Here is a 24,279-nt window from a genome sequence, read left to right on the forward strand (position 1 = left end):
GCAGGTAGACTCGCAGGCAGTGACACGGGGTGCCCCTTGAGGGGCTGAGAGCAAACCCGTTGAACCTGATCTAGTTCGTACTAGCGAAGGGATGTCATGCAGCGGCTGCCGTGCGGTGCGCTGCACCCATCTTTTCGCCTTACTCAAGGTGGAGAACCTCTATGCAGCTCGCAGAACAGACCGTACTGGTAACCGGCGGCGGCCGTGGCCTCGGCGCTCGGATCGTCGCAGCCTTCGCGGAAGCCGGCGCCCGGGTAGTGATCAATTACCGCAACAGCGGCTCGACCGCCGAGGAACTGGCCGCCAAGTTCGGGCCGGAGCAGGCCGTGGCACTGCCGGCGGACGTCACCGATGCCGGCCAGGTGGCGGAGTTGTTCAGCCGTGCCGAAGCCCATTTCGGCGCCGCAGTGAGCACGGTGGTCAACAACGCACTGGCGGACTTCTCCTTCAACGGGGACGCCCGCTCCGGCGCCGCCGACATCTCCTGGTCCGAGTTCGAAACCCAATTCTCCGGCAGCGTGCGCGGCGCGCTGAACACCACGCAGCAAGCACTTCACGGCATGCGCGGCCAGCGGTTCGGTCGGATCATCAACATCGGCACCAACCTCTTCCAGAATCCGGTGGTGCCTTACCACGACTACACCGCAGCCAAGGCGGCCCTGCTCTCGCTGACCCGGACGCTGGCGGCGGACCTGGGCCAGCACAACGTCACCGTCAACATGGTCTCCGGCGGGCTGCTCCGCACCACCGACGCCAGCGCCGCCACCCCGGACGAGGTCTTCGACCTGATCGCCGCCTCCACTCCGCTGCGCAAGGTAACGACGCCGGATGAACTCGCCGACGCGGTACTGTTCTTCGCGTCGCCCTGGGCCCGCTCGGTGACCGGGCAGAACCTGATGGTCGACGGCGGACTGGTGATGAACTAGTGGCTGCACGGCAACTGCACTTCAACGCGTTCCTGTTCGGCTGCGGCCACCACAGCGCCGCCTGGCGCCGGCCGCAGTCCCCCATCGAGCAGCTCGGCGATATCGCGTTCTACGAGCGGCTGGCCCAAACCGCCGAGCGAGGCCTGTTCGACGCCGTCTTCTTCGCCGACGGGCACTCCGCGGGCAATCTGGGCGCCGGTCCGCTCTGGCACCTGGAACCGCTGACCGCCCTGTCCGCCATGGCCCGTGCCACCAGCAGGATCGGCCTCGTCAGCACGGTTTCGGCCACCTTCTACACGCCCTTCCACGCAGCCCGCATGCTGGCCTCGCTGGACCATATCAGCGCCGGGCGCGTCGGCTGGAATATCGTCACGTCGATGTTCGACGCCGAAGCACGCAACCACGGCATGGCGGCCATGCCCGGGCATCAGGAACGCTACGACCGCGCCGCCGAGTTCATCGATGTCGCCCTGCGGCTGTGGGATTCCTGGTCCGACGACGCGCTTGTCCTCGACCGCCAGGGCCACTACGCGGATCCGGCCGAAGTCCTGCCGCTCCACCATGCCGGAAAGCACTTTCTGGTGGACGGCCCGCTCACCGTCCCGCGCTCCCCGCAGGGCCGGCCGGTGCTGTTCCAGGCCGGCGCTTCGGAGCAGGGACGCGACCTCGCCGCCCGTTATGCCGAAGGCATCTACGCCGTCGCCTACGATCTGGCCGGCGCACAGGCCTACTACGCGGACGTGAAGCGCCGTATCGCCGCCGCCGGCCGGAACCCGGACAAGGTGGCCGTCATGCCAGGCCTGGTGACCTACCTCGGGACAACGACGGCGGAAGCCAAGGCCAAGCAGGCCGAAACCGATGCGCTGCTGCCCACGGAACACTCCCTGGCCCAGCTGGGCACCTTCATCCAGCAGGACTGCAGCGGTTGGGAGCTGGACGCGCCCGTGCCCAGCCTCCCGCCGGCGTCGGAATTTACCGGCCCGCAGGGCCGCTACACCACCATTTTGCGGATTATCGACGCCGAAAAGCCCACGGTGCGCCAGCTGCTCGGAAGGCTGGCTGCCGGCGGCGGACACTGCACCATGACCGGCACGCCGGAACAGGTGGCGGACCAGATCGAGCTCTGGTTCAGCTCCGGCGGCGCGGATGGGTTCAACCTGATGCCGCCGCTGCTGCCGGACTCCCTGGACGAGTTCGTGGACCGCGTCATTCCGGTGCTGCAGCGCAGGGGGCTGTTCCGCACCTCCTATACGGGCGGCACACTGCGCGAGCACCTGGGGCTGGACCGTCCGGCTGCCGCGGCTGAAGTAAGGGCAACCGCCGGCTCCGCTTTATAGACTGGACCCGTGCCTCCTATCGACGCCGGTGCCGGCCGCTTCGCCCCCAGCCCATCGGGTGAATTGCATGTGGGAAACCTGCGCACCGCCATTCTCGCCTGGCTCTTCGCCCGCAGCACGGGCCGTGATTTCCTGCTGCGCATCGAGGATCTGGACCGCGCCCGCGCCGGAGCCGAGGCCAAGGCGCTCGAGGATCTGGCCGCCGTCGGGCTGACGTGGGACGGCAACGTGCTCAGCCAGACGGACCGATTCCCCGTCTACCGAACGGCCATCACGACCCTGGCCGACGCGGGCCTGGTCTACGAATGCTTCTGCACCCGCCGGGAGATCGCCGAAGCCCCCAGCGCTCCCCACGCCCCGGCTGGCGCCTACCCTGGAACCTGCCGGAACCTCAGCGATGCAGAACGCGAACGACGGCGGCAGGAGCGGCCCGCTGCACTCCGGCTGCGCGCCGGGGTCACCGAATACACCGTGATGGACCGGCTGCACGGCGAGTACACCGGCATCGTGGACGATCTGGTGCTGCTGCGCAACGACGGCGTGCCGGCCTACAACCTCGCCGTCGTCGTCGACGACGCGGACCAGGGCATCGACCAGGTAGTCCGCGGCGACGACCTGCTCAGTTCCACTCCCCGGCAGGCCTATCTGGCATCCCTGCTCGGCCTGACGTCGGTCGAGTATGCCCATGTGCCGCTGGTGTTGAATGCCCATCACCGCCGGATTGCTAAGCGCGACGGCGCCATTTCCCTGCGCACCCTCGCGCTGGCCGGGATTGGCCCGGACGCAGTGCGGGACGTGGTTCTGCGCTCGGTAGATCTCCCGGCCGGTCCGCTGGAGCAGGCGCTCGAGGCGTTCTCACCCGGTCAGCTGCCCACCGAACCGTGGATCTTCGAACCGCCGGTGCTCGACCTGCACTGAAAAAATCCACACTCCAACTACGACGACGGCCGACGCAGCTCGGGCCGTACGTCTACGCACCGCGTGCGGTCTTCGAACGCCTTCGCATAGCGCAGCAGCCCGACGTCGCGGTAATGGTTAGCGGCGAGCTGGAAACCAACGGGCAGGCCGTCAGGGGTGAATCCCGCAGGCACCGCCAGCACCGGCAGGCCGGTCGCGGAGATCATGCAGGCCGAACGCATCCAGTCCAGGTAGGTCCGGGTTTCGGTGCCCGCCACGGATTCGGGATAGCGCAGCGTTGCATCAAAAGGCAGGACCTGCGCCGCCGGGCTCAGGAACAGATCGTACCGGCCGAAGAACTCGCGCACGGAGGCTTCGAGCCTGGTCCGTGCCGCCGTTGCCTCGATCAGGTCCTCTGCGGTGAGCGACCAGCCAAGCTCCACATTCCAGACCACTTCGGGCTTGATCATGTCGCGGTGCTCGCGCACCAGCGGCCCCAGCATCGCCGCGAAGTCGATGGCGCGGGTAGTTTGGAAAACCAGGTCCGCCTCGGAGAAATCCGGAGCCGCCTCTTCCACCATGGCGCCGGCCTCTTCGAAGACGCGCAGCTGGGGCTGGAGCACCTCCAGCACTGCCGGCTCCACCGGGATGCCGATGCCGAAATCGGGGCTCCAGCCGATTCGGACGCCGCGAAAATCGCCGTCGAGCCTGCCCTCAAACGCGGACCCATCCAGCGGGGCCGGTGTCGGCAGCAGCGGCGACGGCCCCGCAACAGCGGACATAAACAACGCAATGTCGCTTATTTCCCGGGCCATGGGACCCGTGCGGCCAAGCCAGGCCCAGGCATTGTTCGGCGAGGGCAGCGGGATGACGCCGTAGGACGGCCGAAAACCCACGACGTTGCAGAACGACGCCGGAATCCGCAGCGAACCGCCCATATCGGAGCCATCACCCAGCGGCTGGACGCCCGCCGCAATCACGGCAGCCACACCGCCGGACGAACCACCCGCGCTCAACGCCGGCGCATAAGGATTGGTGGTCGTGCCGAAGACCTCGTTGAAGGTGTGGGACCCGGCCGCGAACTCCGGCACGTTGGTCTTCCCCGTAGTCACAACACCGGCTGCCCGGAGCCGCGCCACGATGAGGTCGTCCTCGTCGGGAACATCGTCCTTGAAGAGCGGGCGACCCCTGCGTCGTCCGCATCCCCTTGGTCCGGTGCGTATCCTTATGCGTCATCGGCAGCCCGTGGAGCGGGGGCAGTTCCGCCCCGCTGGCGGTCAGCCGATCGGCGGCATCCGCGGCGGCGATTGCGGCCTCGGGATCGAGAGTGATGACGGCGTTGATCACCGGGTTCACCTCTTCGATCCGCGTCAGATGCGCAGCCACGGCCTCGCGGGCCGAAAAGTCCCGGCGGCGGATGCCGGCCACCAAGTCTGCCGCTGACAGGTCCAGAATCTCGGTCATGCTTCCAGCTTCTCCCGCCCATGAGTCGTAGCCAAGGGCGTGCAGTGACGGCGAACACTAATAGACCTTACCTTCGCTTTTCAAGGCCACCTGTCCAAATGAACGGCCGGTCAGGAATTAAGACCAGCTGGGTTGCCATCGGATCTTTTCGTCGCAACACTAGGTACGCCCGCGCCGGGAAGCCATCCCACGCCCTGCCGCGGTCCGCCGGCCCTGCGCGCCATAAGCCCGCCGTGCCGGCGCCTCCCCTCCCTCCCCCGCAGCGCCTTGAGGCGTGCTCCATTAGATTCGATGAGGAGTCCGATGAAGAAGAAGTCCGCCTTAGCGGCACTTTCCTTATTCCTTTCAACCGGCTTGGTTGCCGGGGTCGCCGCTCCAGGCGCCGTAGCCCAGGAACCAGCGGCAGCGCAGGTCAATGCACAGGTGTCCGAAGCAGGAAAGGCAACCATCAAACGGGACAGCTACGGCGTCCCCCATGTTTACGCTGACACCACGCGCGACCTCTTCTACGGCTACGGTTACGCCGTCGCGGAGGACCGGATGTTCCAGCTGGAAATGGCCAAGCGGGCCGTCCTCGGAACCTCCGCCGAGGTGCTCGGCCCGGACTACGTGGAGATTGACAAGCGTTCCCGAGCCTCCTTCGATCCCGAGGCCATCAAGGCGCAGATCGAGGCCCTGCCAAAGGAGGACCGCGACATCCTCGAAGGCTACGCGGCAGGCTTCAACGAGCGCGTCGGCGAGGTCATGGCGAACCAGGAGGAGCTGCTGCCGAAGCAGTTCACCGATTACGGCTTCGAGCCAACCACCTGGAGCGGCTACGACGTCGCCATGATCTGGGTTGGCACCATGGCCAACCGCTTCTCGGACAGCGCCGGCGAGCTGTCCAACCTGCAGGTCCTCCAGCAGCTCACCACCGAGTACGGCGCGGAGCAGGGCCAGCTGCTGTTCGACCAGTTGCAGTGGACCGAAGATCCGACGGCGCCGACCACGGTTCCCCGCGAGGACAAGAAGCACCCGAACAAACTGGCCGTGGACAGCCCCTCCCAGCTGTCCGATCTTGCCAAGGTCTCTCCGGATCTGGAGGACAGCGGGCTGGCTTCCATGAAACAGTTCGGCGGCAGTGACTGGCCCGCGGTCAAGCCGGAAGCCAGCAACCTCTGGATTGTGGGCGACAAGAAGTCCAAGGAAAAGGGCTCCATCCTCCTGAACGGCCCGCAGTTCTCCTGGTTCAACCCTTCCTATGTTTACGGCATCGGCCTGCACGGAGCCGGTTTCGATGTCACCGGCAACACCCCGTTTGCACACCCCACCATCCTGTTCGGCACCAACAAGGACATCAGCTGGGGTTCAACGGCCGGGCCGCTTGACGTCAACGACGTCTATCAGGAACAGCTCAACCCGGAGAACCCGCAAGAATACCGATACGACGGCGAATGGCGCCCCATGGACGTGCGCACTGAAAAGATCGAGGTCGCCGGACAGGAACCTGTCGAGCATCAGGTCTACTCCACGGTGCACGGCTATGTGACCAGCTTCGACGCAGCGAACAACACCGCCTACTCGAAAAAGCGCAGCTGGGCCGGTACGGAAATCCAGTCGTTCATGGCCTGGATCAAGATCATGAAGGCCCAGAACTGGGAGGAGTACCTGGAGCAGGCCGAGAAGGTCGGCATCACCATCAACTGGTACTACGCCGACAAGGAAGGCAACATCGGCTACGTCTCGCCCGGAAAGCTGCCGGTCCGTGCCGAAGGCCACGACCCGCGGTTGCCCGCCGTCGGAGATGGCTCCATGGAGTGGGAGGGCATCCGCCCCTTCTCCGAGAACCCCAAGGCCTACAACCCCAAGCAGGGCTACATCGTCAACTGGAACAACCAGTCGGCCGCCGGATTCAATGCCGGCTCCGGCAACTGGTCCCCCGTGGACCGGGTGAACGAGATCATCGAACGGCTGGAGGAGAAGCAGAAGTTCACCACGGACGAGATCTGGGACATCAACGAGGAAACGTCCTTCGCGGACCTGAACATCCGCTACTTCCGCCCCTTCCTCGAAGAGGCCGTGAAGACGCTCCCCGCCAAGGATGCCCTGGCGCAGGATGTCCGGCTGCTCACCGAGTGGGACGGCCAGCGGCGCGACGGGGACGGCGATGGCGATCTGGATGGTCCGCAGGCTGCGATCATGAATACCTGGTTGCCCATCCTGTTCGAAACCGTACTCAAGGACGACCTTCCGGCATCGGTGTTCGAGAACTACGCACAGGGCACCGGCCTGGCGCGGCCCGCCAACGGCAGCAAGCTCGTCTACAACGCCCTGCTGGGCGAGGACGCCGGCGTCGAGCAGAGTGTCGACTTCTTCAACGGAGCCGACAAAAAGCAGGTGTTGCTGGACACCTACCGTCAGGCGCTGGCCCAGCTGGCAGCCGAGCAGGGTGCGGACCGCTCCGCGTGGAGCGTGCCGACACCCCAGCATGAGTTCTCCTACAAGAACTTCATCGGCGTCCCACAGGCGAACGCGGAAGAAAACCTGACCGGACCCGCCTACATGAACCGCGGCACGCAAAACGACATCGTCTCGCTCTTCGGCTCGGAAGCCAGCATGTGCACGGTCGCACCGCCGGGGCAGAGCGGCTTCATCGCTCCCGACGGCACCAAGTCCGAGCACTACGCGGACCAGCTGCAGATGTATGCGGATTTCGAATGCAAAACCGAGAACCTGTACCCGCAGCAGCTCGATGCGAATCTGGAAAGCACCACAGTCCTCAAGTAACAGCAGGAATAACGACGGCGGCAGGTCACCTACGTGGCCTGCCGCCTTCTGCTCCGGGCAGGACCGGCGGCCGTGGGTCTGCAGTTCCGTCTCTAAGATGGACTAATGACTGCAACCCTTGTGGCGAAAGACCTTTCGGGCGGCCACGGCCACCGCACCCTGTTTGCCAATCTGAACCTGACCGTCGCCCCGGGAGACGTTGTCGGCGTCGTGGGTGCCAACGGAGCAGGGAAATCGACGCTGCTGCGCCTCCTGGCAGGGGTGGACGCACCGATGGCCGGCACGGTCAGCGCCGCTCCCTCGGACGCGTTTATCGGCTGGCTGCCGCAGGAGCACGAGCGCATTCCCGGCGAGACCATCGCCGATTACATCAGCCGCCGCACTGGCTCCGCGGCCGCAACCGCCGAAATGGAAGCCGCTGCCGAGGCCCTCGGCTCCGGGACCAAGCAGTCCGAGGATGCCTATGCCGTTGCGCTGGACCGCTGGATGGCCTCCGGCGCCGCGGATCTGGAGGACCGGATTCCGGCCGTGCTGGCCGAGCTTGATCTGGACGCCGGGCCTGACGCCCACATGACCGGCCTGTCCGGCGGGCAGGCCGCGCGCGTGGCCCTCGCCGCTCTCCTGCTGAGCCGCTTCGACGTCGTACTCCTCGACGAGCCCACCAACGATCTGGACCTTGCCGGACTGGCACGGCTGGAGAACTTTGTCCGCGGGCTGCGCGGCGGCGTCGTACTCGTCTCGCATGACCGCGAATTCCTGGCCCGCTGCATCGCTAAGGTGGTGGAGCTCGATCTCGCGCAGAACAAAGTGGCGGTGTACGACGGCGGCTACGACGCCTTCCTGGAGGAGCGGGCCGTGGCCAAGCGCCATGCCCGCGAGGCGTACGAGGAGTTTGCCGACAAGAAGGCGGACCTGGTCTCGCGGGCACGGACGCAGCGCGAATGGAGCTCGCAGGGTGTACGCAACGCGATGAAGAAGAGCCCGGACAATGACAAAATCCGCCGCCGCGCCAGCATGGAATCTTCGGAGAAACAGGCGCAGAAGGTCCGGCAGATGGAATCGCGCATCGCCCGCCTGGACGAGGTCGACGAGCCGCGCAAGGAGTGGCAGCTGCAGTTCAGCATCGGCGCCGCTCCGCGCTCCAGCTCCGTGGTGGCCACCCTGAACCAGGCCACTGTGCGTCGCGACAGCTTTACCCTCGGCCCCGTTTCCCTGCAGGTCAACGCTGGCGAGCGGATCGGCATCACCGGCCCCAACGGCGCAGGCAAGTCCACCTTGTTGAAGCTGCTGCTCGGCCATCTTTCCCCCGACGACGGCGCAGCCAGCCTGGGATCCAGCGTCGCGGTCGGCGAGATCGACCAGGCCCGCGGCCAACTGGCGGACACGAAACCGCTCAGCGAATCCTTCGAATCGCTGGTGCCCCAGCTCAACCAAGCCGAAGTCCGCACCCTGCTGGCCAAATTTGGCTTGAAAGCCGATCAGGTAAGCAGTCCGGTAGGTGCCCTCTCCCCCGGCGAACGCACCCGTGCCGCCCTCGCTTTGCTGCAGGCGCGCGGGGTTAACCTGCTCGTGCTCGACGAACCCACCAACCATCTGGATCTGCCTGCCATCGAGCAGCTCGAGGAAGCCCTCGAAAGCTACGACGGCGCCCTGCTGCTGGTTTCCCACGACCGCCGGCTGCTCGAAAACGTCCGGCTCGACACCCGCTGGGAAGTCGATAACGGCCGGGTTGCGGTCAACTAATTCCAGGCAGGACGCGCGGAGCTCAAGCAGCGCTTATCCTCGGCACGCTTTGACTTAGCAATCCTGCAATGTTGTACTGGGGAGTAGGTTTGCTGTGGTTATTGGATCTTCAGTGAACCGCTCGGAATCGTTGGTTCAGGCCTGACCGCCTGGACCTCTGACCTGCAGTGCCCCGATCTCCCGTCACCGGGATTGATTGACCGTCTCCCATCGCCGGGATTGATGAACAGGGCCAAGCGCGTAGTGCGCTGTTACTGTTTTGCCGCCGCAACCTGCGTTGCGCCGGGCGTACGCGCCTCTGCGCAGCCTGGCCGACTGGTTCCGCGTCATTCCGGGCGTCGCATCTGACGAAACAAGATCCAATGGATGAGGAGATGCATGAAATTGCGAGTCGGAATCATTGGTGCAGGCCCCAGCGGAATGGCACAGCTGCGGGCGTTCGAATCGGCACGCCAGCTCGGCGCCGATATCCCGGAAATCGTCTGCTTTGAAAAGCAGTCCGACTGGGGCGGTCAGTGGAACAGCAGCTGGCGCACCGGCCTGGACGCCGCCGGCGAGCCCGTGCACAGCAGCATGTACCGCCACCTGTGGTCCAACGGGCCCAAGGAATGCCTTGAGTTCGCGGACTACACCTTCGACGAGCACTTCGGCCGCCCGATCTCTTCCTACCCGCCGCGCGAGGTCCTCTTCGACTACATCAAGGGCCGCGTGGAGAAGTCGGATGTGCGCAAGTACGTCCGTTTCAACACAACGGCACGCTGGGTCTCCTACAACGAGCAAACGCAGGAATTCACGGTCACGGTCGAGGACCTGACCGCCCAGAAGACCGAGACCCATGTCTTCGACAAGCTGGTCGTTTCCGTGGGCCACTTCTCGGTCCCCCACGTGCCGCAGTTCGACGGCATCAACAGCTTCCCCGGCGAAGTCCTGCACGCCCATGACTTCCGCGGCGCCGAGCGTTTCGCCGGCAAGGATCTCCTGCTGATCGGCAGCAGCTACTCCGCCGAGGACATCGGCATGCAGTCCCACAAGATGGGCGCAAAGTCCGTCACGTTCAGCTACCGCAGCGGCCCCATGGGCTTCGACTGGCCGGAATCCGCCGTCGAGCGCCCGCTGGTCATGCGCTTCGAAGGCCGCACTGCGCACTTCAGCGACGGCACCACCGGCGAGTTTGACGCCGTCGTGCTTTGCACCGGCTACCAGCACAAGTACCCGTTCCTGCCGGCCGAACTGTCGCTGAAGTCCAAGAACGTGCTCTACCCGGGCAACCTCTACAAGGGCGTGGTGTGGCAGGACAACATCAACCTGTTCTACCTCGGCGCGCAGGACCAGTACTACACGTTCAACATGTTCGACGCGCAGGCCTGGTTCGCCCGCGACGTGATGCTCGGCCGCATCGAGCTGCCCGCGGCGAAGGAACGCGCCGCCGATATCCAGGCTTGGCTTGAGCGCCAGGATGCGCTGCCTGACCACGACGCCGAGGCCGACTACCAGACGGACTACCTGCGCGAACTGATCGCGCTGACGGACTACCCCGCGTTCGATCTGGACACCGTCTCCGCCCTGTTCAAGCAGTGGATGAAGGACAAGGAAGACGACATCCTCGGCTACCGCGACAACATCCACCGCTCCGTTATCACCGGCACCATGGCCACGCGCCACCACACCCGCTGGATCAATGCCATGGACGATAGCCTGCGGCGCTACCTCAGCGGCCCGTCCCAGGACGTGGATACCGGCGCGCTGACCGCCCTCACTCGCGATGACGAGCAGCTCGCCGCCAAGTAAGGCGCGCTGCGGTCAGTAATCGGTCGATTAAAGCACGACGGCGGGGCTCACCATAGGAGCTTCGGTCCAGGCGGTCGTTGCAACACTCAATAGGTTGGGGTTGCAACGGCCGTGCCGCGCTTAACAGGCGATGAGAGCCAAAGAGCTAGCGGAGTTCCAGCTCGGCGTGGCTCGGCTCCGCAGGCTTCGTCAGCTCAACGGGCTCGGTGAGCACTACGGGCTCAGCCAACTCAGGGTCGGTCAACTCAACTGAGGTCAGCTGCGCCGCCTCGTCGATCGATTCGGGATCCGCTCCGGCTTTGGTTGCCTCGTCAATGGCTTCCTTCAGGGAAAGCTGAGCCTGATCCATTTCAACCTGAAGTGTTTCCAGCGCCGCAGAGGCGGCCCATACCTGCTTCAACTCGTCGTCCATCATTTACTCATCCAATCAGTCGGTCCGGGCAGGCGCCCGGGTCGGAATCCAACCAGGCGTGCCGGACAGCCGCCGGCGGACGCTGCCTCCGCCCAGCTTACAATGTAAGCCTTCAGAAGGATAACCCTTTCAGCCGGACGCGATATTCTCCGACTGAGGCCTAACCCCCGCACGAAGTCCCCACCTCACCCTCACCACGTGACGAAGCTGTTTCCCGCGGCGTAGGGTGTGGGGAGAACGCATGGAGGGAGCGATCGATGTCTGGACCCGAAAGGCGCGATAGCGGGGACAGGGGGAAATCCACCGCGGAGAAACCCCGGCTGGACCGCCAGCGCATTCTCGAGGCCGGCGCTGAATTTATCGAACAGTTCGGCCCGCGCCACTTAACCATGCGTCGGCTTGGAACCGAATTGGGCGTCGAAGCGATGTCCCTTTACCGCTACATCCCGTCTCGGGAAAACCTGCTGGACGGCATTGTCGAAGTCGTCATCGACGAACTCTACAAAGACCCGGAGGTCTACCCCGAGCCGCGTCACGGCTGGCAGGATTACCTCCTGCGGTTGGCCCACGGACTGCGCCGGTTGGCCCTGGCGCATCCCCAGGTATTCCCCCTGATCGCTACCCGGCCAACCGAGGCGCCATGGGTGCGCCCGCCCCTTCGCAGCCTGCGCTGGGTCGAATCCTTCCTCAAAGCGCTGACGTCAGCCGGCTTTTCCGATCAGGCCGCCGTCGATGCCTACCGCGCCTTCAGCAGTTTCCTGCTGGGCCATCTCCTCCTGGAAGTGGCAGCTCTGGGTGCTGATGTAGGACCGGTGGATGACGTCGAGCCCCGGCCGCCGAGGAGCACGGACTTGGATGACTACCCCCTCTTGCAGCGCCTGCAGGAGCGGCTCTCTGAAGACCGTTCAGAACAGGAATTCGAGGAGTCACTGGAGAGCCTGCTCGATCGGCTGGAGACCCTCCAGGCCTAGTCGCAGATGCAAACCGCCCATCGACCCCGTTTTGCTGGAAATAACTAAGCATGCTTAGCTTACGTTGTAAGCCAATCCGATTGCAGTCTACGGGCAACAGCCTTGAGGCTGCCACGTCCGGACAGGGCGGAACAGTTTCGCAGCGCTACGAGTCGCTCTGACCGCCTCACCACGTCCGGGGTGAAAAGTGAGGAGAGAAGCATGCACGTGATTCACAATAACTTTCGAGCGTCCCAGTTCGATGCCTACATCGCCGGAGCGGTAGCGGGATCGTTGCACTATCAGATGCAGGGTGATCAGCTGTGGCTTCTTCATACCGCCGTGGACGATACGCACCGCGGCCAAGGCCTGGGAACCGGCCTGATCCGGAATGCGCTGGCCGATGCGCACCGCCGTCGGCTTGAGGTCCTGCCGTTCTGCCATGAAGTCCGCAAGCAAATTTTCGCCCATCCTGTTTACTTCAACTTGGTGCCCGAAGCCGACCGCGAGAGCTTCCGTAAGCCCGTGGAAGAACAGCTGCCCGTTTGGCCTTATGCCCGGCGCGAGTTGGCGGAAGCGGGTGTCCGGTGAGCGGCAGATTGAAGGCCCTCGTCCAGATGGACCTGGAATGCTCACACGCGCGCATCGAAATCAGAGGCTCGGTGGATGTCCGGAACGTCCAGGCGCTTTACGTTGTGGCCAAACGAACCAACGCGATCATGCCCGGGATGGATATTGTCCTCGACCTGAAGCGGGCAACCGTCCAGCCGGAAGTCATGGCGCAGCTCTTGAAGTACGCGGCGGCGCGCCAGCTACCCACCAAGATTGACCCAGGCCAGTCCGAATGCCGGCTGAGTGTCAGCGCAGCTCCGGCACAGACGCCGTCGAGCCTCGCATTGGCTGCCTGATCCGTATCTCGGCCTCCGCAACCCGGTCGCCACACGCTGTCTGCCAGAGTCGGCGCACCCGATAGCGAGGACTGGCTGGCGGAGGGGCCGGGCCCGGCCTATCAGGGGAAAGCCTCAGAAATCAATCCCCCAGCTTGGGGATTTTTCACGAAAGCAACCGTTTCAGCCGAGGCAATACCCAGATTTTGGCAGTTCGCAATCCCCAATTCTGGGCTGTCCCCGTCCCTGAGGGCGACTTATTGTTTGCCTTACCCTCGGCGGAGGTTCAGCCAAAGAAGGCTGGAGTCCAGACTCGCAGTGCTACCGGTATTCGCGAAAGAATGAAGTCATCATGAAAAAACCACGCACTTGGCGACTGCTTGTCCTAGTCGCCGGAACCCTTCTCGGCTTGCTCGCCGGACTAGGCCTCCCGGCTCCGGCAACCGCTGCAGCACCGACTTCGGTCTCTGCCGCTTCAAACGACAGGTACGGGGCGGATCTGGACCTCAGGTACAGCGGAAAGTTCGTAGTCAAGGGCGAGGGTTACAAGGCCACGAAGGTCTATGTGAAGGTCGTCAAGATCAATAAGAACGGCAGGTCTCACATAGTCGCGCATAAGCACTTGGTGACCAACAACGGCAACTTCGAGTGGTCCGGCAAGAAGCTGCAGTGCGGCAAGACATACCAGGCGCACTCCTACAGCTACAAGGACGACTGGGACTCGAGCAGGACGTTGCACGTCAAGTGCTAGGCCAAGCGCGCTACTGGTCGCTACTACTACAGCGGAAGGCCGGCGGTCCTGAACGCGAGCTTCCGACATAACTAAAAACCAATTGAGCCCAAACCAAGGGGACGTCCGGACGCGGGCGTCCCCTTGTCTTGTCAGCGGGCCTGATTCGCCCCACTTTTGCCGCGCATTTCCCGACCGGTCGAAAGAATTTCAGGGCAGGCGTAACCTTTCGGCTCCGGCATTCGATTAGTTGGGTGTACGAGCACGGCGCAGCACTTCTTTCCGCAGCGCCGGCGCCTTCTAGACGAGTATGAGGAGATTCATGACCAACCGCTTCCGCACCCTGAGCCTTCCCGCCAAGGGCGCCGCACTGGCCGCCATCATCGCCGTCGGCGGTGCGGGTGCAGCCGTTGCAGCCCCGGCCCTGACCGATGCTGCCGACACGACTGCTGTGACCACTCCGGCAGTGCCCGCCACTCCCGCAGTTCCGACAGACGACGTCGAAGGTGCGGTTCCGGCTGTTCCGGCAACTCCCGCAGTGCCCGCCACCGGTGACGCGAAGGCCGAGGCCGAAGCCAATGTTGAAGGCAATTTTGAAGCCGACGCTGATGCTGCTGTTGACGCGGGCATCAACGGTGAAGGTCGGGCGGACGCAAATGTCGACGCTGATGTTGATGCCGAGGTGGAGGCCGACGCGGAGGTGAACGTTAACGCGGAAGCCAACAACGGCGCCGTCGTTAGCCCCGCGACTCCCGCAACTCCCGCGGTTCCCGGCGTCGATGGCGTAGATGTTCCCGCCGTGCCCGCTGTTCCGGCCACGCCGGAGGTTCCGGCCACCAATGGCCAGGCGCAGGCTCACATCGACGCCCGCGGCGAGGCTTCCGCCGATGCGTCCGAAAAGGGCGTTGACGCGGGTGCTGAAGCCGGCATCGCTATCTCCGGCCAGCCCGAAGCCGGCAAGTAGATTCCGGGCGGCGGAGGTGCGGCGGCTACACTGGTGGCGCCGCACCCCTGCCCAGGATCGAAGGATACCCCTTGCCCCAAGCGCTCCCAGATGACGTTCTGTCAGCTGCGCAGTCCGGCGACGCGGAAGCCTTCAGCCAGATCTATTACACGCTTGCACCCGGCGTCTCCGGCTATCTGAAAGCCCGGGGCATGGAGGATGCGGAAGGATCGGCGCAGGAGGTCTTCCTCACCGTTTTCTCCCGCATCGGCACGGTGCGCGGCGGCTACCAGGGCCTGCGCACCTTTGCCTTTTCGGTTGCGCACGCGCGTTACGTCGACGAAGTCCGCAAGCGTGCCCGCCAGCCTTATGTTGCCGAATACGATCCGGAAACCGACGCCCGCACCTCGGACTCAGCCGAAACCGTGGCGCTGGAAGCTCTGGGCGGCAGCATCGTCGAGGAGAAGCTGCGGGAATTGCCCTCGGACCAGCGCGAGGTCCTGCTCCTGCGGATCGTGGCCGACCTCTCCCTCGAGCAGGTCGCCGAAATCATGGGCAAATCCACCGGCTCCATCAAGCAGCTGCAACGCCGCGGCCTGCTGAAACTCAAGTCACTGATTGAAAGGAAGGAGGCACTGGTATGAAGACCGATGCGTCCACCGACGAAGAATTCCTCCGGCAGCTGCTGGACGAAGCGGATGTGCCCTCCTCGGACACGCTGCACAACGCGCTGCTGGAGCTGCGCGCCGCCGGCTCGGCCCAGGCCGCCCCTCCTTCCGCTGAGCTGGCCGCCTTCATGTCGCCGAAGGTCACTCCCCTGCGGCCGCGGCGCCGGGCAGCCAAGGGCGCCATGATCGGCGTCGCAGTAGCCGCCGCCACCGGGCTCGGCGTAACCGGCGTCGCCGCTGCGAGCCCCGAGTTCCGCAGCGCCGCGGACCAGACAGTCCAGCAGGTCGCCTCCTTCTTCAACAGCGACGACGGCGGCTCGCCCCTGCAGCAAACCACCGTAGTTAACCCCGGCCAGGACGATAGTAAGGGCACGGACGAGGACACCGGCAAAGATCGGCGGACGCCCGCCGAGGGCGGCGACACCGATTCCGCCGACTCCAACTCCGGTGAGGCCGACGACGCCGGTAAACCAGGTGAGCACGATGAAACCGGAACCGGCTCTACCGGCACATCCCGGTCCGGTACTTCCCCGTCCGGCAAGCAGGACGGGGCCACACGCAGCGACGGTGTTCCGTTGCTTGACGGCAGGCGGCACCAGGACGGCGCCCAGCCGGATCTGCCGGTGCCCGAGCTGCCCGGCGACAAGGTCCTGCCCAAGAACCTCGACGACCAGCCCGGCGAAGACAAGCTGCCCCTGCCGGCGGAGCCGAAGCCACCGGCCGCCCCACAGAAAACCGATCCCGCCGCGATCCCCGACGTCCCGGTCCTCCCCGGATCGGCTGTGGACGGCAGCAATTAAATCAACGGCCGGGGTCCGCCGTCGTGCTCAAGGTTCATCGATCAGGAGAAGGCCAGCACGCCCGCATAGACCAGGAACAGCAGTGCCATGATGAGGGCCGATAGGCCAATAATGCCGAGCCAAAGCCACGGCACCCATCTCCTGGGCCCGCCTTCTGCATGCCCTTGAGTCAGATTTGTTTGTGCCTCCGCCGGCGGCGTTTCCCCCGGCGGGACGCCGCCCCCGGGCTCAAGTCCGGTGATGTGGTCTTCGGCCGGATCCGGGTTGGAACTGGACATCGTCATGCCTCCTTGCAAGAACAAACCGTGAACCTGCTGATTGCAACAGTAGACAGGTAATAAGCAGACTGTCCATCAGAATGCCTCGGATGAATTAACACCCCGAACCTCTTGACCGGCCCCCACTCCGGGCGTAATTTGTTAACAACCAATCGGTTGATAAACAAAGAAGTTGACTAAGCCATGGACCGCAGCGACGACAGCCTCCTCGACAAGGCATTCCTGGCCCTCGCCGATCCGGCCCGCCGCCGCATCATCGCCCGGCTCAGCCGCGGTCCGGCCACCGTCAACGAATTGGCGGAGCCCTTCGAGATCACCAAGCAGGCGGTCTCGAAGCACATCCAGGTCCTCGAGCAGGCGCAACTGGTCACGCGCACCCGCGACGCCCAGCGCCGGCCCGTCCACCTGAATCCCGCACGGCTGGAAGCGCTCACCGCGTGGATCGACCAGTACCGGCTGGTCCGCGAGGGGCAGTTCCGCAGCCTCGACGCCGTGCTCCAATCCCAGGCAACAACCAACATCACCAAGGATCCATCATGAGCAACGCACTGAAACTCACCGTCCCCGAAGGCGTGCCGTTCATCGATTACGAGCGCGAATTCGACTTCCCCGTAGCGGACGTCTTCCGCGCCCACAAGGACCCGGAGCTGATCAAGCAGTGGCTCGGCCCGCGCGGCCTGAAAATGGACATCGACCACTACGATTTCCGCACCGGCGGCAGCTACAGCTACCTGCACACCGGCCCGGACGGCGTCGCGTACTCCTTCTCCGGCGTCTTCCACACCGTCCGCGAGAACGACTTCGCCGTCCAGACCTTCGAGTTCGGCGGTTACCCGGACGTGGTCAGCATCGAGTTCATGACGTTCGAGGACCTCGGCGGCGGCCGCTGCAAGCTGATCGGTCACTCCGTCTACCCCAGCCAGGAGGCCCGCGACGGCATGGCCCAATCCGGCATGGAGGGCGGCATGACCGAGGGCTACGAGCGGCTGGACGAACTGCTAACCGGCGCGCGGACGGCCTAACTCCAGCGCTGATTCCACCTACACAAACAAAGTACGACTACAAACAAAGTACGACGGCGGTGCTCGCCCCTTGTGCGGGCACCTCACCAAATGCTAGGAGGACATGATGGCGTACGTACTGAAGCTCAACAATCCTGACGGCCTGCCGTACAGCGAGTACGAGCGCGAGTTCGACTACCCGGCGGCCGAGGTCTTCCGCGCCCATGCCGATCCGGAGCTGTACCGACAGTGGATCGGCCCGCGCGGCCTGACCACCCGGATCGAGGAGCACGACTACCGGAGCGGCGGATCCTTCCGCTTCGTCCAGCACCGGGGCGACGGCATTGAACACGCCTTCCGCGGCATCTTCCACAGTGTCCGCAACAACGAGTTCATCCTGAATACTTTCGAGTACGAGGGATACCCCGACGTCGTGACCTTGGAATACACAACGTTCGAGGATCTGCCCGGCGGACGGTCCCGGTTGACCGGGCGCTCCGTCTTCCCTGACCTGGCTTCGCGCGACCGCTATCTGACCGATGGCATGGAAAGGGGCATCTCCGAAGGTTACGATCGGCTCGAGGAACTGCTCGCCAATAAGGAGATACGCCATGGATTGGACGCTGGAAGTAGTGCTGCTGCCGGTCGCCGACATTGACCGCGCCATCGAGTTCTACCGCGACAAGGTCGGCTTCAACCTGGACCACCACACCATCAATGAGCACATGAACGTGGCCCAACTGACGCCGCGGGGGTCGGGCTGCTCGATCGTCGTAGGCAACCTGCCAGCCCAGAACGAAATGGAGCCCGGTTCCCTGCGCGGCCTCCAACTGGTGGTTTCCGATGCCAAAGCCGCCCGCGAGGAACTCCTCTCCCGCGGTGTGGAGGCCAGCGAAATCACCGTTTTCGACAAGCGCGACGGCGGGACCTTCTTCGGCTTCAGCGATCCGGACGGCAACACGTGGGCTGTGCAGGAGCTGAAAGTCCGGGCCGAAAAGCCGCTGATCCCAAGCGACGTCCGCACGGGCTTCGGCGAGAAATAGCCCGTATACGGTTTTTCCTGCTGGGAATGCAATCCGTGGTGCGGCCGGCTCCGAACTACTTCTACGCTAAAACACCAGCAACGGCACGGAGGGCATAGATGGCCAGGAATTCCACCAGTCCTCTTGTGCCTGTACTGGCGGCGGCAGGATTGACAATAGTGCTGGCCCTGGTCGCCCATCTGGCCTCGGGCGGGACCATGCCGGCCCTTCCGGTTCTCATCGCCATCAGTGCCCTGACCACCCTCGCCGCCACCGTGCTGTCCCGCGTCGATGCCCCGGCCTGGACGCTTATCCTGGCCGCCGGCGTTGCACAGCAGGTGTTGCATCTGGCCTTCGAGGCCTTTGCCGCACGACCGGCAGCATCGGGCGAGTCCGCAGCCTCATCGGCAGGCATGTCCCACTCCCACCATGCAGAAGTGGACGCTGCTCAGCTGGCGGCCACAGCCAACATCGCTGCCGAGCATGCCGGACCCCACTCGGAGTATGTCATGCTGATGCTCCACCTCCATCTGGCTGCCGCCGTGCTGACCGCGCTGCTGATGGCCTGGAGCCGCCGGAGGGGCGGGCTCCCGCAGAAGCCCGCCCCTCGCCGTCGTTATTTAGAAACCGGTTTCAGCGGCCCAGCCGCGACTGCAAAGCTGCCACAGCGGCGTTGACGCCCGTGGAAAGCGTGGGCTCCATGACCGGAGCAAAAAACGGGGAATGGTTCATCGGAACCGACCCCTCGCCGTTCACTACTTCCGCGGAGTGGCCGCCGAAGAACCAGTACACGGCCGGCACATCGATGGCTGCGGCCAGATGGCCGAAGTCCTCGCTGCCCATCAGCGCCGGCACTACGGAGACCGCATCGTGCCCGATCGCGCCCCGCAGCACCTCGGCCAAGCTTTCGGCCTCGGCGGGCTCGTTGTAGCAGGCCGGGAAGGTGTACAGCTCCTCGATCTCCGGCTCGGGCGCTCCGGAGGCGGCGGCCTCGGCCGATACGATGCGCCGTACCGCGGCCAGCACCCGGGCACGGACGCCGTCGTCGAAGGTACGGATGTTCAGGGTGAACTCCGCGGACGCGGGGATGATGTTCTCTTTCAATCCGCCGTGGAAAGTACCGACGGTGACCACGGCAGACTGCCGGGGATCCAGTTCGCGCGAGACGATCGTCTGCAGCCGAACCACCATGTGGGCACCCAGGACAACCGGATCGATGGAATCCTGCGGCTGCGAGCCGTGGGACTGGCGGCCGTGCACGGTGACTTTGAGCGAGTCCGCCATGGCCATGGCGCTGCCGACCGAGAGCGAGACCGTCCCGGCAAGCCCGGGCATGACATGTTGACCATAGACGATTTCCGGTTTCGGGGCGCGCTCCCACAGCCCGTCGGCCACCATGGCGGCCGCGCCGGCGGCGGTCTCCTCACCAGGCTGGAAGATCAGGACCAAGGTTCCGGCCCAGGCTTCTCGGGACTCCGCGAACATGCGGGCCACGGTCAGCAGCACCGCGGCGTGGGTGTCGTGGCCGCAGCCGTGCATCACCGGGACCTCGGCGCCGTCCGGCAGGATGCCGGTGTCCGTGCTGGCGTAATCCAGCCCCGTATCTTCCTTGATCGGCAGGCCGTCGGTATCGGCGCGGAAGCCGACCACAGGGCCGTTGCCGTTGCGCAGTACGCCCACCACGCCGGTGCCGCCGCAGCGGAAGTTCTCGATGCCCAGCCCGTCCAGCTGCTGCTCGATGAATTCCGCCGTCCGGTGCTCCTGCATGGATAGTTCCGGATGGGCGTGGAGGTGGCGGTAGAGCTCGTGCAGCTGCGCCTGTTGCTGTTGCGTGAGGGCAAGCCCGGCGGTCTGTTCCACGGCGTCGAGGGTGTTGGTCATCATCTCTCCTGTAGTTCTAAGGTCTAATTCTCGACGGCGACAGCGGGCTTACGGTCCCGTGCCAGCCACGAAACGATAATGGTTCCGATCACGGCGATACCGGTGGTCAGGAAGGCGATGGCCGGGACCAGCGGCAACAGGACGAACTGTACCAACAGCGCGACGACCACGGCGATGATGGTGATCCGCAACTGCTTGATCGTGAGGATCGCCTGTACGATGACCGCTCCCAACACCGACGGGAGGACGTAGAGCCGGGCAACGTCGATGACCTCGACGGGGATGATGCTGATCAGCCAGGTGCCAAGGATGCCGACAAACAGGGCCAGCGAGACCAGGTGGATTGCTGCGGCACCGCAGATAGCGGCGACGGCGGCGAAATCACCCCGGCGGGTGCCGGGCTTGGCACCGATCCGGGTCTGCGCGATCAGGGCCGAAGGAAGCAGCTTGCTGGAGATATTGCCGATCATGAAGGCCTGGTACATGGCGGCCGGCCCCAGGATCGGGAAATAGGTGACCGGTTCGACGATCCAGATGATGGCGAACACGGCGGCCACGGCCGCAAAGGCGGTCCACAGCTGGGCCGCACTGATGTCCAGTCCGGTGAAGAAGACCAGGTACAGCGGCCCGGCCACCGAGAGGATGAGGCCGGCGATCATGGTCAGGCGTCCCCAGCGGGACGTAGTGCGGTCGAATTCGGCAAGATCCGACTCGGCCTCGGCCGCGGTGATGGGAGTAGAGATGCTGGTTGCAGACATTATGCGTTCCTTAAGAGCGTTCCGGTAGGGCGGCGGATCAGGCGACAGGGGTTCCGGCCGTGTGCGCCATGTAGGCCACCACAAGACCGGCGACGATGGCGAAACCCAAGCCCCATTCGCGCAGCCAGGCACGCTTCCGGCTCCGGCCGATTGCCGCGCACAGGCCCATCACTGCGGCGGAGGTGAGCAGTGCATAGACATGGATCATGGACTTGGGTACCTCGGCAACGCCCAAGGCGATGAACGCACCGAGCAGGGCGGCGCCGGGGACAATCGACATGGCCACCGGGTTGACCTTGGCCAGCTTGGTGCCGCCGCGTTTCATCAACGGAGTCAGGATCAGGGTGGCAAGCATCCACATCGCGCCGCCCATGCTCATGGCAAAGAAGGCGATGGCGAAGACGTTCTGGGTGTAAGTCGGTCCGCCGAGTTCTGCCCCGGCGCTACCGGCCGCGATGCTCGCCGCGCCGGTCTCATAGGCAGCCGAGCCGATCAGGCCGATCCGCACCAGTACGGCAGGTGTACCAAAGACCGCCAGCAGCGCAATGGCCACCATGACGACGGCGAGGGACGGGCCGATGGCGGCAATCGCACCGGACCGGAAGGCGGTCTTCAGCTCAGGGCCGGTGATCTCGGCCGCCGGGGCGGCTTTGCGGGCGGCCTTCATATAGATGACGGACTGGATAAGGATCACGGCGAAGACGCCGGCTGCGCAGATCCACAGCACGGGCATGTTTGCTATGGCCAGAATGTCAGTGGATTCGCCGGCGGCGGAGACAATGCTGGAGGTTGTGGGTGACATGGTTCCTCAAGATGTGATGTGTGTCTCAAACGGTTTCTTGTTGGAACAACAATGCGTCTTTCGGCCAACCAGAAGCAATAGGTGACGGAATCTGCCACAACTCTGCCCCAATCCGTCATGTGGCACGATCATCGAAGGCAGTGGGGGCTGATAGCGTCACCGGGATCGCAGTTTTGCTATTTCCCTGGGGTGAGGCGGCCGCCGCGCTTGCGCGCATGCAGCAGCAGCGACGTGCTGATCTGGGCAACATCGGCGGTCCAGGCGCCGCTGCTGGTGAAGTCATACAGCGCCTGGTTGTTTGCCACGGTGACGTCCGCAAGGATCTGGTAGTCCCCCGTAATCGCAGCCACGTACCGTGTCTCCGGCAGCGCGGCCAAGCGCTGCCCGAGGGTTTCGAGCTGGGCGGGACTGGTCTTGATCCACAACAATGCCTCGACCGGCAGTCCGAGCGTTGCCGGTTCAACGAGGGCACGCAGGTGCACGGTGTTGGTTTCCAGCAGCCATTCGGTGCGCCGCCGTGCCGTTGCCTCGGAGACTCCCACCCGCCGGGCAATGGCTTCGAAGGACGCCCGGCCGTCCTCGCACAGCACCGTGGCAATCTGCTCGTCGGCCTTGGTCATCTCCGGGTATTCGCCGAACACTGCCGGATCCTTGAGCGGGACGGGCTGCAGTGCGGCACGCTGCTCAACTGTGAGCGGCCCGGGCTGCCAGGCCCGCAGGGTCTTGAAGTAGCGCAGTATCGGGTAGGTGTTCACATGCTGGAGTCCGGCAATTCCGGGCAGCTCATCGGCCAGCGCCGAATGCAGCCGGTCCCGATCGGTGAGGATCTCGGCGAGGCAGTCGGTAGTACCCGTGACCATATAGACGAAGGAAGTATCCGCTCGTTGAGCCATCGCCTGGACTGCGACCCGGGCGGTCCCCGGGGCACAGCGCATTTCAACCAGTACCGGTGTCGGCCGCAAACGGATCCCGAGCACGCCGACGATGCCGGACTCGAGCAGTTCGCTCCCCCGGCGGGCGACGGTCCGCTCGGGTTCCCTGAGGACCATGGCGATTTTCCGCCAGGACGCGCGCGGGTCTATTTGAAGTGCCGTGACAATCTGCTGCTCCAGCACTGTCAGCTCGTGCACGCGCCTACTCCCTTCCGGCGGAGCCGCGCCGTCCGCTGCGGCCGCTGTAGCCGGCGCGCGGCGGCAGCGGGCCGGACGGAACCAGGGATTGGCCAGCAGGGCGTCGAAGCATTCGTCCAGCTTACAAGCAGCGGAGACGCCTCACAGGTCCAGCAGCAGCCGCTTGCCCTTGCACCGGGAGACACAGATCATCATCGTGCCACCGGCCTCGCGCTCGTCGTCGGAGAGCAGCGAGTCACGGTGGTCGATCTCGCCGCTAAGCACGCCGGTCTCGCAGGTACCGCAGATTCCTTCCCGGCAGGAGTTTGGCTGGTTGATCCCGGCGTTTTCCAGCGCCTGCAAGATGGTCTCATCTTGTCCCACCGGAACCTCGGTACCGTCGGTTAGTTCCACCACGAAGGAAGACTCGCCGGATGGTTTGGCCGCGGCTTGGTCGCTAGCGGCAAACCGCTCGCAGTGGAAGCGCGAGGCATCATCCCACCCGTCGGCGAACGACTGCAGCACATTCAGCAGCGGCCCTGGCCCGCAGGCATACACATGGGTGCCCGTCTCCAGCCCGCCCAGCAGGTCTGCGAGCGGGTAGAGACCGCTTTCGTCGTCGGCGTGGATTTCGACGTTCCCGCCGAGCGCCTGTATCTCCTCCAGGAATGCCATCGATTCCCGGCTGCGCCCTAGGTAAACCAGCCGCCAGGAAACCCCTCGCACGTCAGCGTCGCGGACCATCGGCAGCACCGGGGTGATGCCGATCCCGCCGGCGATGAAGACGTAGCCAGTGGCTGGCTCCAGCGCGAAGTTGTTGCGCGGTCCGCGGAGCTGGATCTTGGTCCCAGGCTTCAGCTCGTCGTGGACGTAGGCCGAGCCGCCGCGTCCTTCGGCTTCGCGCAGCACACCCAGCCGCCATGCAGTCCGGTCGGCAGTCTCGGAACAGAGCGAGTACTGGCGCAGAATCCCGTTGGGCAGGAGGACATCCACGTGGGAGCCGGCCTCCCATTCCGGCAACTCCTCCCCCAATGGGTGTTCCAGCCGCAGCGAGACCACGCTGCTGGACTCGCGTTGGATCGAGCGGACCTCGACGTCGAAAAATTCTTCATTCATG

Annotated in this window: 25 protein-coding genes, 1 pseudogene and 1 riboswitch; of the genes and pseudogenes, 18 read left to right on the forward strand and 8 right to left on the reverse strand. The window is 64.8% G+C overall.

Features of this window, described 5'->3' with window-relative positions:
- Window positions 1-15: 15 nt before the first annotated feature.
- Window positions 16-109: riboswitch (TPP riboswitch) on the forward strand.
- Window positions 110-161: 52 nt separating this feature from the next.
- From HGO92_RS02000 to gluQRS, 3 genes are read left to right on the forward strand one after another with little or no spacing between them, the layout of a single operon-like run.
- On the forward strand, window positions 162-926 hold the full coding sequence (locus HGO92_RS02000; protein WP_169991374.1) for a 3-oxoacyl-ACP reductase: 765 nt from the start codon (window positions 162-164) through the stop codon (window positions 924-926).
- Entirely contained in the window at window positions 926-2,263 is a 1,338-nt protein-coding gene (locus HGO92_RS02005) for an NtaA/DmoA family FMN-dependent monooxygenase (protein ID WP_169991376.1), read from the forward strand. The genes HGO92_RS02000 and HGO92_RS02005 overlap by 1 nt, the downstream gene beginning before the upstream one ends.
- Before the next feature lie 9 nt (window positions 2,264-2,272).
- Complete coding sequence (gene gluQRS, locus HGO92_RS02010) at window positions 2,273-3,181, forward strand: tRNA glutamyl-Q(34) synthetase GluQRS (protein ID WP_346768816.1); 909 nt, start codon at window positions 2,273-2,275, stop codon at window positions 3,179-3,181.
- Between the two features lie 17 nt (window positions 3,182-3,198).
- Here the strand turns inward: gluQRS and HGO92_RS02015 are convergent.
- Window positions 3,199-4,624: pseudogene (locus HGO92_RS02015) on the reverse strand (amidase).
- 303 nt (window positions 4,625-4,927) lie between these two features.
- Here HGO92_RS02015 and HGO92_RS02020 point away from each other — a divergent pair.
- The 3 genes from HGO92_RS02020 to HGO92_RS02030 all read left to right on the forward strand — a co-directional run bounded on the left by HGO92_RS02020 (window position 4,928) and on the right by HGO92_RS02030 (window position 10,921).
- The gene (locus HGO92_RS02020; protein WP_169991378.1) at window positions 4,928-7,390 is read left to right on the forward strand and encodes a penicillin acylase family protein; all 2,463 of its coding nucleotides are present in this window, start codon (window positions 4,928-4,930) and stop codon (window positions 7,388-7,390) included.
- Window positions 7,391-7,495: 105 nt separating this feature from the next.
- Window positions 7,496-9,133 (forward strand): ABC-F family ATP-binding cassette domain-containing protein, encoded by a 1,638-nt coding sequence (locus HGO92_RS02025; protein ID WP_169991380.1) that lies wholly within the window; start codon window positions 7,496-7,498, stop codon window positions 9,131-9,133.
- Between the two features lie 378 nt (window positions 9,134-9,511).
- Window positions 9,512-10,921 carry a trimethylamine monooxygenase gene (locus HGO92_RS02030; protein ID WP_169991382.1) on the forward strand — a complete coding sequence of 470 codons (1,410 nt, stop codon included), beginning with the start codon at window positions 9,512-9,514 and terminating at the stop codon, window positions 10,919-10,921.
- A 145-nt stretch (window positions 10,922-11,066) separates the two neighbouring features.
- Here HGO92_RS02030 and HGO92_RS02035 read toward each other — a convergent pair whose 3' ends face one another.
- Window positions 11,067-11,336 carry a hypothetical protein gene (locus tag HGO92_RS02035; RefSeq protein ID WP_169991383.1) on the reverse strand — a complete coding sequence of 90 codons (270 nt, stop codon included), beginning with the start codon at window positions 11,334-11,336 and terminating at the stop codon, window positions 11,067-11,069.
- A 254-nt stretch (window positions 11,337-11,590) separates the two neighbouring features.
- Between HGO92_RS02035 and HGO92_RS02040 the strand changes: the two genes are divergently transcribed.
- The 7 genes from HGO92_RS02040 (at window position 11,591) to HGO92_RS02070 (ending at window position 16,311) form a co-directional block, all read left to right on the forward strand.
- Complete coding sequence (locus HGO92_RS02040; RefSeq protein WP_169991385.1) at window positions 11,591-12,304, forward strand: TetR/AcrR family transcriptional regulator C-terminal domain-containing protein; 714 nt, start codon at window positions 11,591-11,593, stop codon at window positions 12,302-12,304.
- Window positions 12,305-12,505: 201 nt separating this feature from the next.
- On the forward strand, window positions 12,506-12,874 hold the full coding sequence (locus HGO92_RS02045; RefSeq protein ID WP_169991387.1) for a GNAT family N-acetyltransferase: 369 nt from the start codon (window positions 12,506-12,508) through the stop codon (window positions 12,872-12,874).
- Entirely contained in the window at window positions 12,871-13,191 is a 321-nt protein-coding gene (locus tag HGO92_RS02050) for a hypothetical protein (protein ID WP_169991388.1), read from the forward strand. Before HGO92_RS02045 ends, HGO92_RS02050 begins: the two co-directional genes overlap by 4 nt.
- Before the next feature lie 331 nt (window positions 13,192-13,522).
- Window positions 13,523-13,921: a hypothetical protein gene (locus HGO92_RS02055; RefSeq protein WP_169991390.1), complete on the forward strand. Its 399-nt coding sequence runs from the start codon at window positions 13,523-13,525 to the stop codon at window positions 13,919-13,921.
- Between the two features lie 301 nt (window positions 13,922-14,222).
- A complete protein-coding gene (locus tag HGO92_RS02060) occupies window positions 14,223-14,864 on the forward strand; it encodes a hypothetical protein (protein WP_169991392.1) in 642 nt (213 codons plus the stop codon).
- Window positions 14,865-14,935: 71 nt separating this feature from the next.
- The gene (locus HGO92_RS02065; protein WP_169991394.1) at window positions 14,936-15,487 is read left to right on the forward strand and encodes an RNA polymerase sigma factor; all 552 of its coding nucleotides are present in this window, start codon (window positions 14,936-14,938) and stop codon (window positions 15,485-15,487) included.
- The gene (locus HGO92_RS02070) at window positions 15,484-16,311 is read left to right on the forward strand and encodes a hypothetical protein (protein ID WP_169991396.1); all 828 of its coding nucleotides are present in this window, start codon (window positions 15,484-15,486) and stop codon (window positions 16,309-16,311) included. The genes HGO92_RS02065 and HGO92_RS02070 overlap by 4 nt, the downstream gene beginning before the upstream one ends.
- A 41-nt stretch (window positions 16,312-16,352) precedes the next feature.
- On the opposite strand, the gene HGO92_RS02075 is transcribed toward HGO92_RS02070, so the two are convergent.
- Complete coding sequence (locus HGO92_RS02075; protein WP_169992009.1) at window positions 16,353-16,589, reverse strand: DUF6480 family protein; 237 nt, start codon at window positions 16,587-16,589, stop codon at window positions 16,353-16,355.
- Window positions 16,590-16,772: 183 nt separating this feature from the next.
- Here HGO92_RS02075 and HGO92_RS02080 point away from each other — a divergent pair, with 183 nt between their 5' ends.
- From HGO92_RS02080 to HGO92_RS02100, 5 genes are all read left to right on the forward strand, one after another.
- Window positions 16,773-17,129 (forward strand): ArsR/SmtB family transcription factor, encoded by a 357-nt coding sequence (locus HGO92_RS02080; RefSeq protein ID WP_169991398.1) that lies wholly within the window; start codon window positions 16,773-16,775, stop codon window positions 17,127-17,129.
- Window positions 17,126-17,611 (forward strand): SRPBCC family protein, encoded by a 486-nt coding sequence (locus HGO92_RS02085; protein WP_169991400.1) that lies wholly within the window; start codon window positions 17,126-17,128, stop codon window positions 17,609-17,611. Before HGO92_RS02080 ends, HGO92_RS02085 begins: the two co-directional genes overlap by 4 nt.
- A 106-nt stretch (window positions 17,612-17,717) precedes the next feature.
- Window positions 17,718-18,248: an SRPBCC family protein gene (locus HGO92_RS02090; protein WP_169992010.1), complete on the forward strand. Its 531-nt coding sequence runs from the start codon at window positions 17,718-17,720 to the stop codon at window positions 18,246-18,248.
- Complete coding sequence (locus HGO92_RS02095; protein WP_169991402.1) at window positions 18,202-18,633, forward strand: VOC family protein; 432 nt, start codon at window positions 18,202-18,204, stop codon at window positions 18,631-18,633. The genes HGO92_RS02090 and HGO92_RS02095 overlap by 47 nt, the downstream gene beginning before the upstream one ends.
- Before the next feature lie 98 nt (window positions 18,634-18,731).
- Window positions 18,732-19,289, forward strand: coding sequence for a hypothetical protein (locus HGO92_RS02100; RefSeq protein WP_169991404.1), 558 nt, complete (start codon window positions 18,732-18,734; stop codon window positions 19,287-19,289).
- On the opposite strand, the gene HGO92_RS02105 is transcribed toward HGO92_RS02100, so the two are convergent.
- From HGO92_RS02105 to HGO92_RS02125, 5 genes are all read right to left on the reverse strand, one after another.
- On the reverse strand, window positions 19,246-20,493 hold the full coding sequence (locus HGO92_RS02105; protein ID WP_169992011.1) for an amidohydrolase: 1,248 nt from the start codon (window positions 20,491-20,493) through the stop codon (window positions 19,246-19,248). The genes HGO92_RS02100 and HGO92_RS02105 overlap by 44 nt on opposite strands.
- A gap of 23 nt (window positions 20,494-20,516) precedes the next feature.
- Window positions 20,517-21,251, reverse strand: coding sequence for a hypothetical protein (locus tag HGO92_RS02110; RefSeq protein WP_169991406.1), 735 nt, complete (start codon window positions 21,249-21,251; stop codon window positions 20,517-20,519).
- 37 nt (window positions 21,252-21,288) lie between these two features.
- Window positions 21,289-22,053: a DUF5058 family protein gene (locus HGO92_RS02115; protein WP_169991408.1), complete on the reverse strand. Its 765-nt coding sequence runs from the start codon at window positions 22,051-22,053 to the stop codon at window positions 21,289-21,291.
- A gap of 176 nt (window positions 22,054-22,229) precedes the next feature.
- Window positions 22,230-23,183 carry an Lrp/AsnC ligand binding domain-containing protein gene (locus tag HGO92_RS02120; RefSeq protein ID WP_169991410.1) on the reverse strand — a complete coding sequence of 318 codons (954 nt, stop codon included), beginning with the start codon at window positions 23,181-23,183 and terminating at the stop codon, window positions 22,230-22,232.
- Window positions 23,184-23,324: 141 nt separating this feature from the next.
- Window positions 23,325-24,278: a PDR/VanB family oxidoreductase gene (locus tag HGO92_RS02125; RefSeq protein ID WP_169991412.1), complete on the reverse strand. Its 954-nt coding sequence runs from the start codon at window positions 24,276-24,278 to the stop codon at window positions 23,325-23,327.
- Window position 24,279: the final 1 nt, after the last annotated feature.

It is taken from the genome of Crystallibacter degradans, from assembly GCF_012952295.1.
Classification (GTDB): domain Bacteria; phylum Actinomycetota; class Actinomycetes; order Actinomycetales; family Micrococcaceae; genus Crystallibacter; species Crystallibacter degradans.

What these genes read in the sequence shown, in the direction of transcription:
- HGO92_RS02000 (WP_169991374.1), top strand. Translation starts at nt 162, where the DNA reads ATGCAGCTCGCAGAACAGACCGTACTGGTAACCGGCGGCGGCCGTGGC.
- HGO92_RS02020 (WP_169991378.1), top strand. Translation starts at nt 4,928, where the DNA reads ATGAAGAAGAAGTCCGCCTTAGCGGCACTTTCCTTATTCCTTTCAACC.
- HGO92_RS02025 (WP_169991380.1), top strand. Translation starts at nt 7,496, where the DNA reads ATGACTGCAACCCTTGTGGCGAAAGACCTTTCGGGCGGCCACGGCCAC.
- HGO92_RS02030 (WP_169991382.1), top strand. Translation starts at nt 9,512, where the DNA reads ATGAAATTGCGAGTCGGAATCATTGGTGCAGGCCCCAGCGGAATGGCA.
- HGO92_RS02035 (WP_169991383.1), bottom strand. Translation starts at nt 11,336, where the DNA reads ATGATGGACGACGAGTTGAAGCAGGTATGGGCCGCCTCTGCGGCGCTG.
- HGO92_RS02040 (WP_169991385.1), top strand. Translation starts at nt 11,591, where the DNA reads ATGTCTGGACCCGAAAGGCGCGATAGCGGGGACAGGGGGAAATCCACC.
- HGO92_RS02045 (WP_169991387.1), top strand. Translation starts at nt 12,506, where the DNA reads ATGCACGTGATTCACAATAACTTTCGAGCGTCCCAGTTCGATGCCTAC.
- HGO92_RS02055 (WP_169991390.1), top strand. Translation starts at nt 13,523, where the DNA reads ATGAAAAAACCACGCACTTGGCGACTGCTTGTCCTAGTCGCCGGAACC.
- HGO92_RS02060 (WP_169991392.1), top strand. Translation starts at nt 14,223, where the DNA reads ATGACCAACCGCTTCCGCACCCTGAGCCTTCCCGCCAAGGGCGCCGCA.
- HGO92_RS02070 (WP_169991396.1), top strand. Translation starts at nt 15,484, where the DNA reads ATGAAGACCGATGCGTCCACCGACGAAGAATTCCTCCGGCAGCTGCTG.
- HGO92_RS02075 (WP_169992009.1), bottom strand. Translation starts at nt 16,589, where the DNA reads ATGTCCAGTTCCAACCCGGATCCGGCCGAAGACCACATCACCGGACTT.
- HGO92_RS02080 (WP_169991398.1), top strand. Translation starts at nt 16,773, where the DNA reads ATGGACCGCAGCGACGACAGCCTCCTCGACAAGGCATTCCTGGCCCTC.
- HGO92_RS02085 (WP_169991400.1), top strand. Translation starts at nt 17,126, where the DNA reads ATGAGCAACGCACTGAAACTCACCGTCCCCGAAGGCGTGCCGTTCATC.
- HGO92_RS02090 (WP_169992010.1), top strand. Translation starts at nt 17,718, where the DNA reads ATGGCGTACGTACTGAAGCTCAACAATCCTGACGGCCTGCCGTACAGC.
- HGO92_RS02095 (WP_169991402.1), top strand. Translation starts at nt 18,202, where the DNA reads ATGGATTGGACGCTGGAAGTAGTGCTGCTGCCGGTCGCCGACATTGAC.
- HGO92_RS02100 (WP_169991404.1), top strand. Translation starts at nt 18,732, where the DNA reads ATGGCCAGGAATTCCACCAGTCCTCTTGTGCCTGTACTGGCGGCGGCA.
- HGO92_RS02105 (WP_169992011.1), bottom strand. Translation starts at nt 20,493, where the DNA reads ATGACCAACACCCTCGACGCCGTGGAACAGACCGCCGGGCTTGCCCTC.
- HGO92_RS02110 (WP_169991406.1), bottom strand. Translation starts at nt 21,251, where the DNA reads ATGTCTGCAACCAGCATCTCTACTCCCATCACCGCGGCCGAGGCCGAG.
- HGO92_RS02115 (WP_169991408.1), bottom strand. Translation starts at nt 22,053, where the DNA reads ATGTCACCCACAACCTCCAGCATTGTCTCCGCCGCCGGCGAATCCACT.
- HGO92_RS02125 (WP_169991412.1), bottom strand. Translation starts at nt 24,278, where the DNA reads ATGAATGAAGAATTTTTCGACGTCGAGGTCCGCTCGATCCAACGCGAG.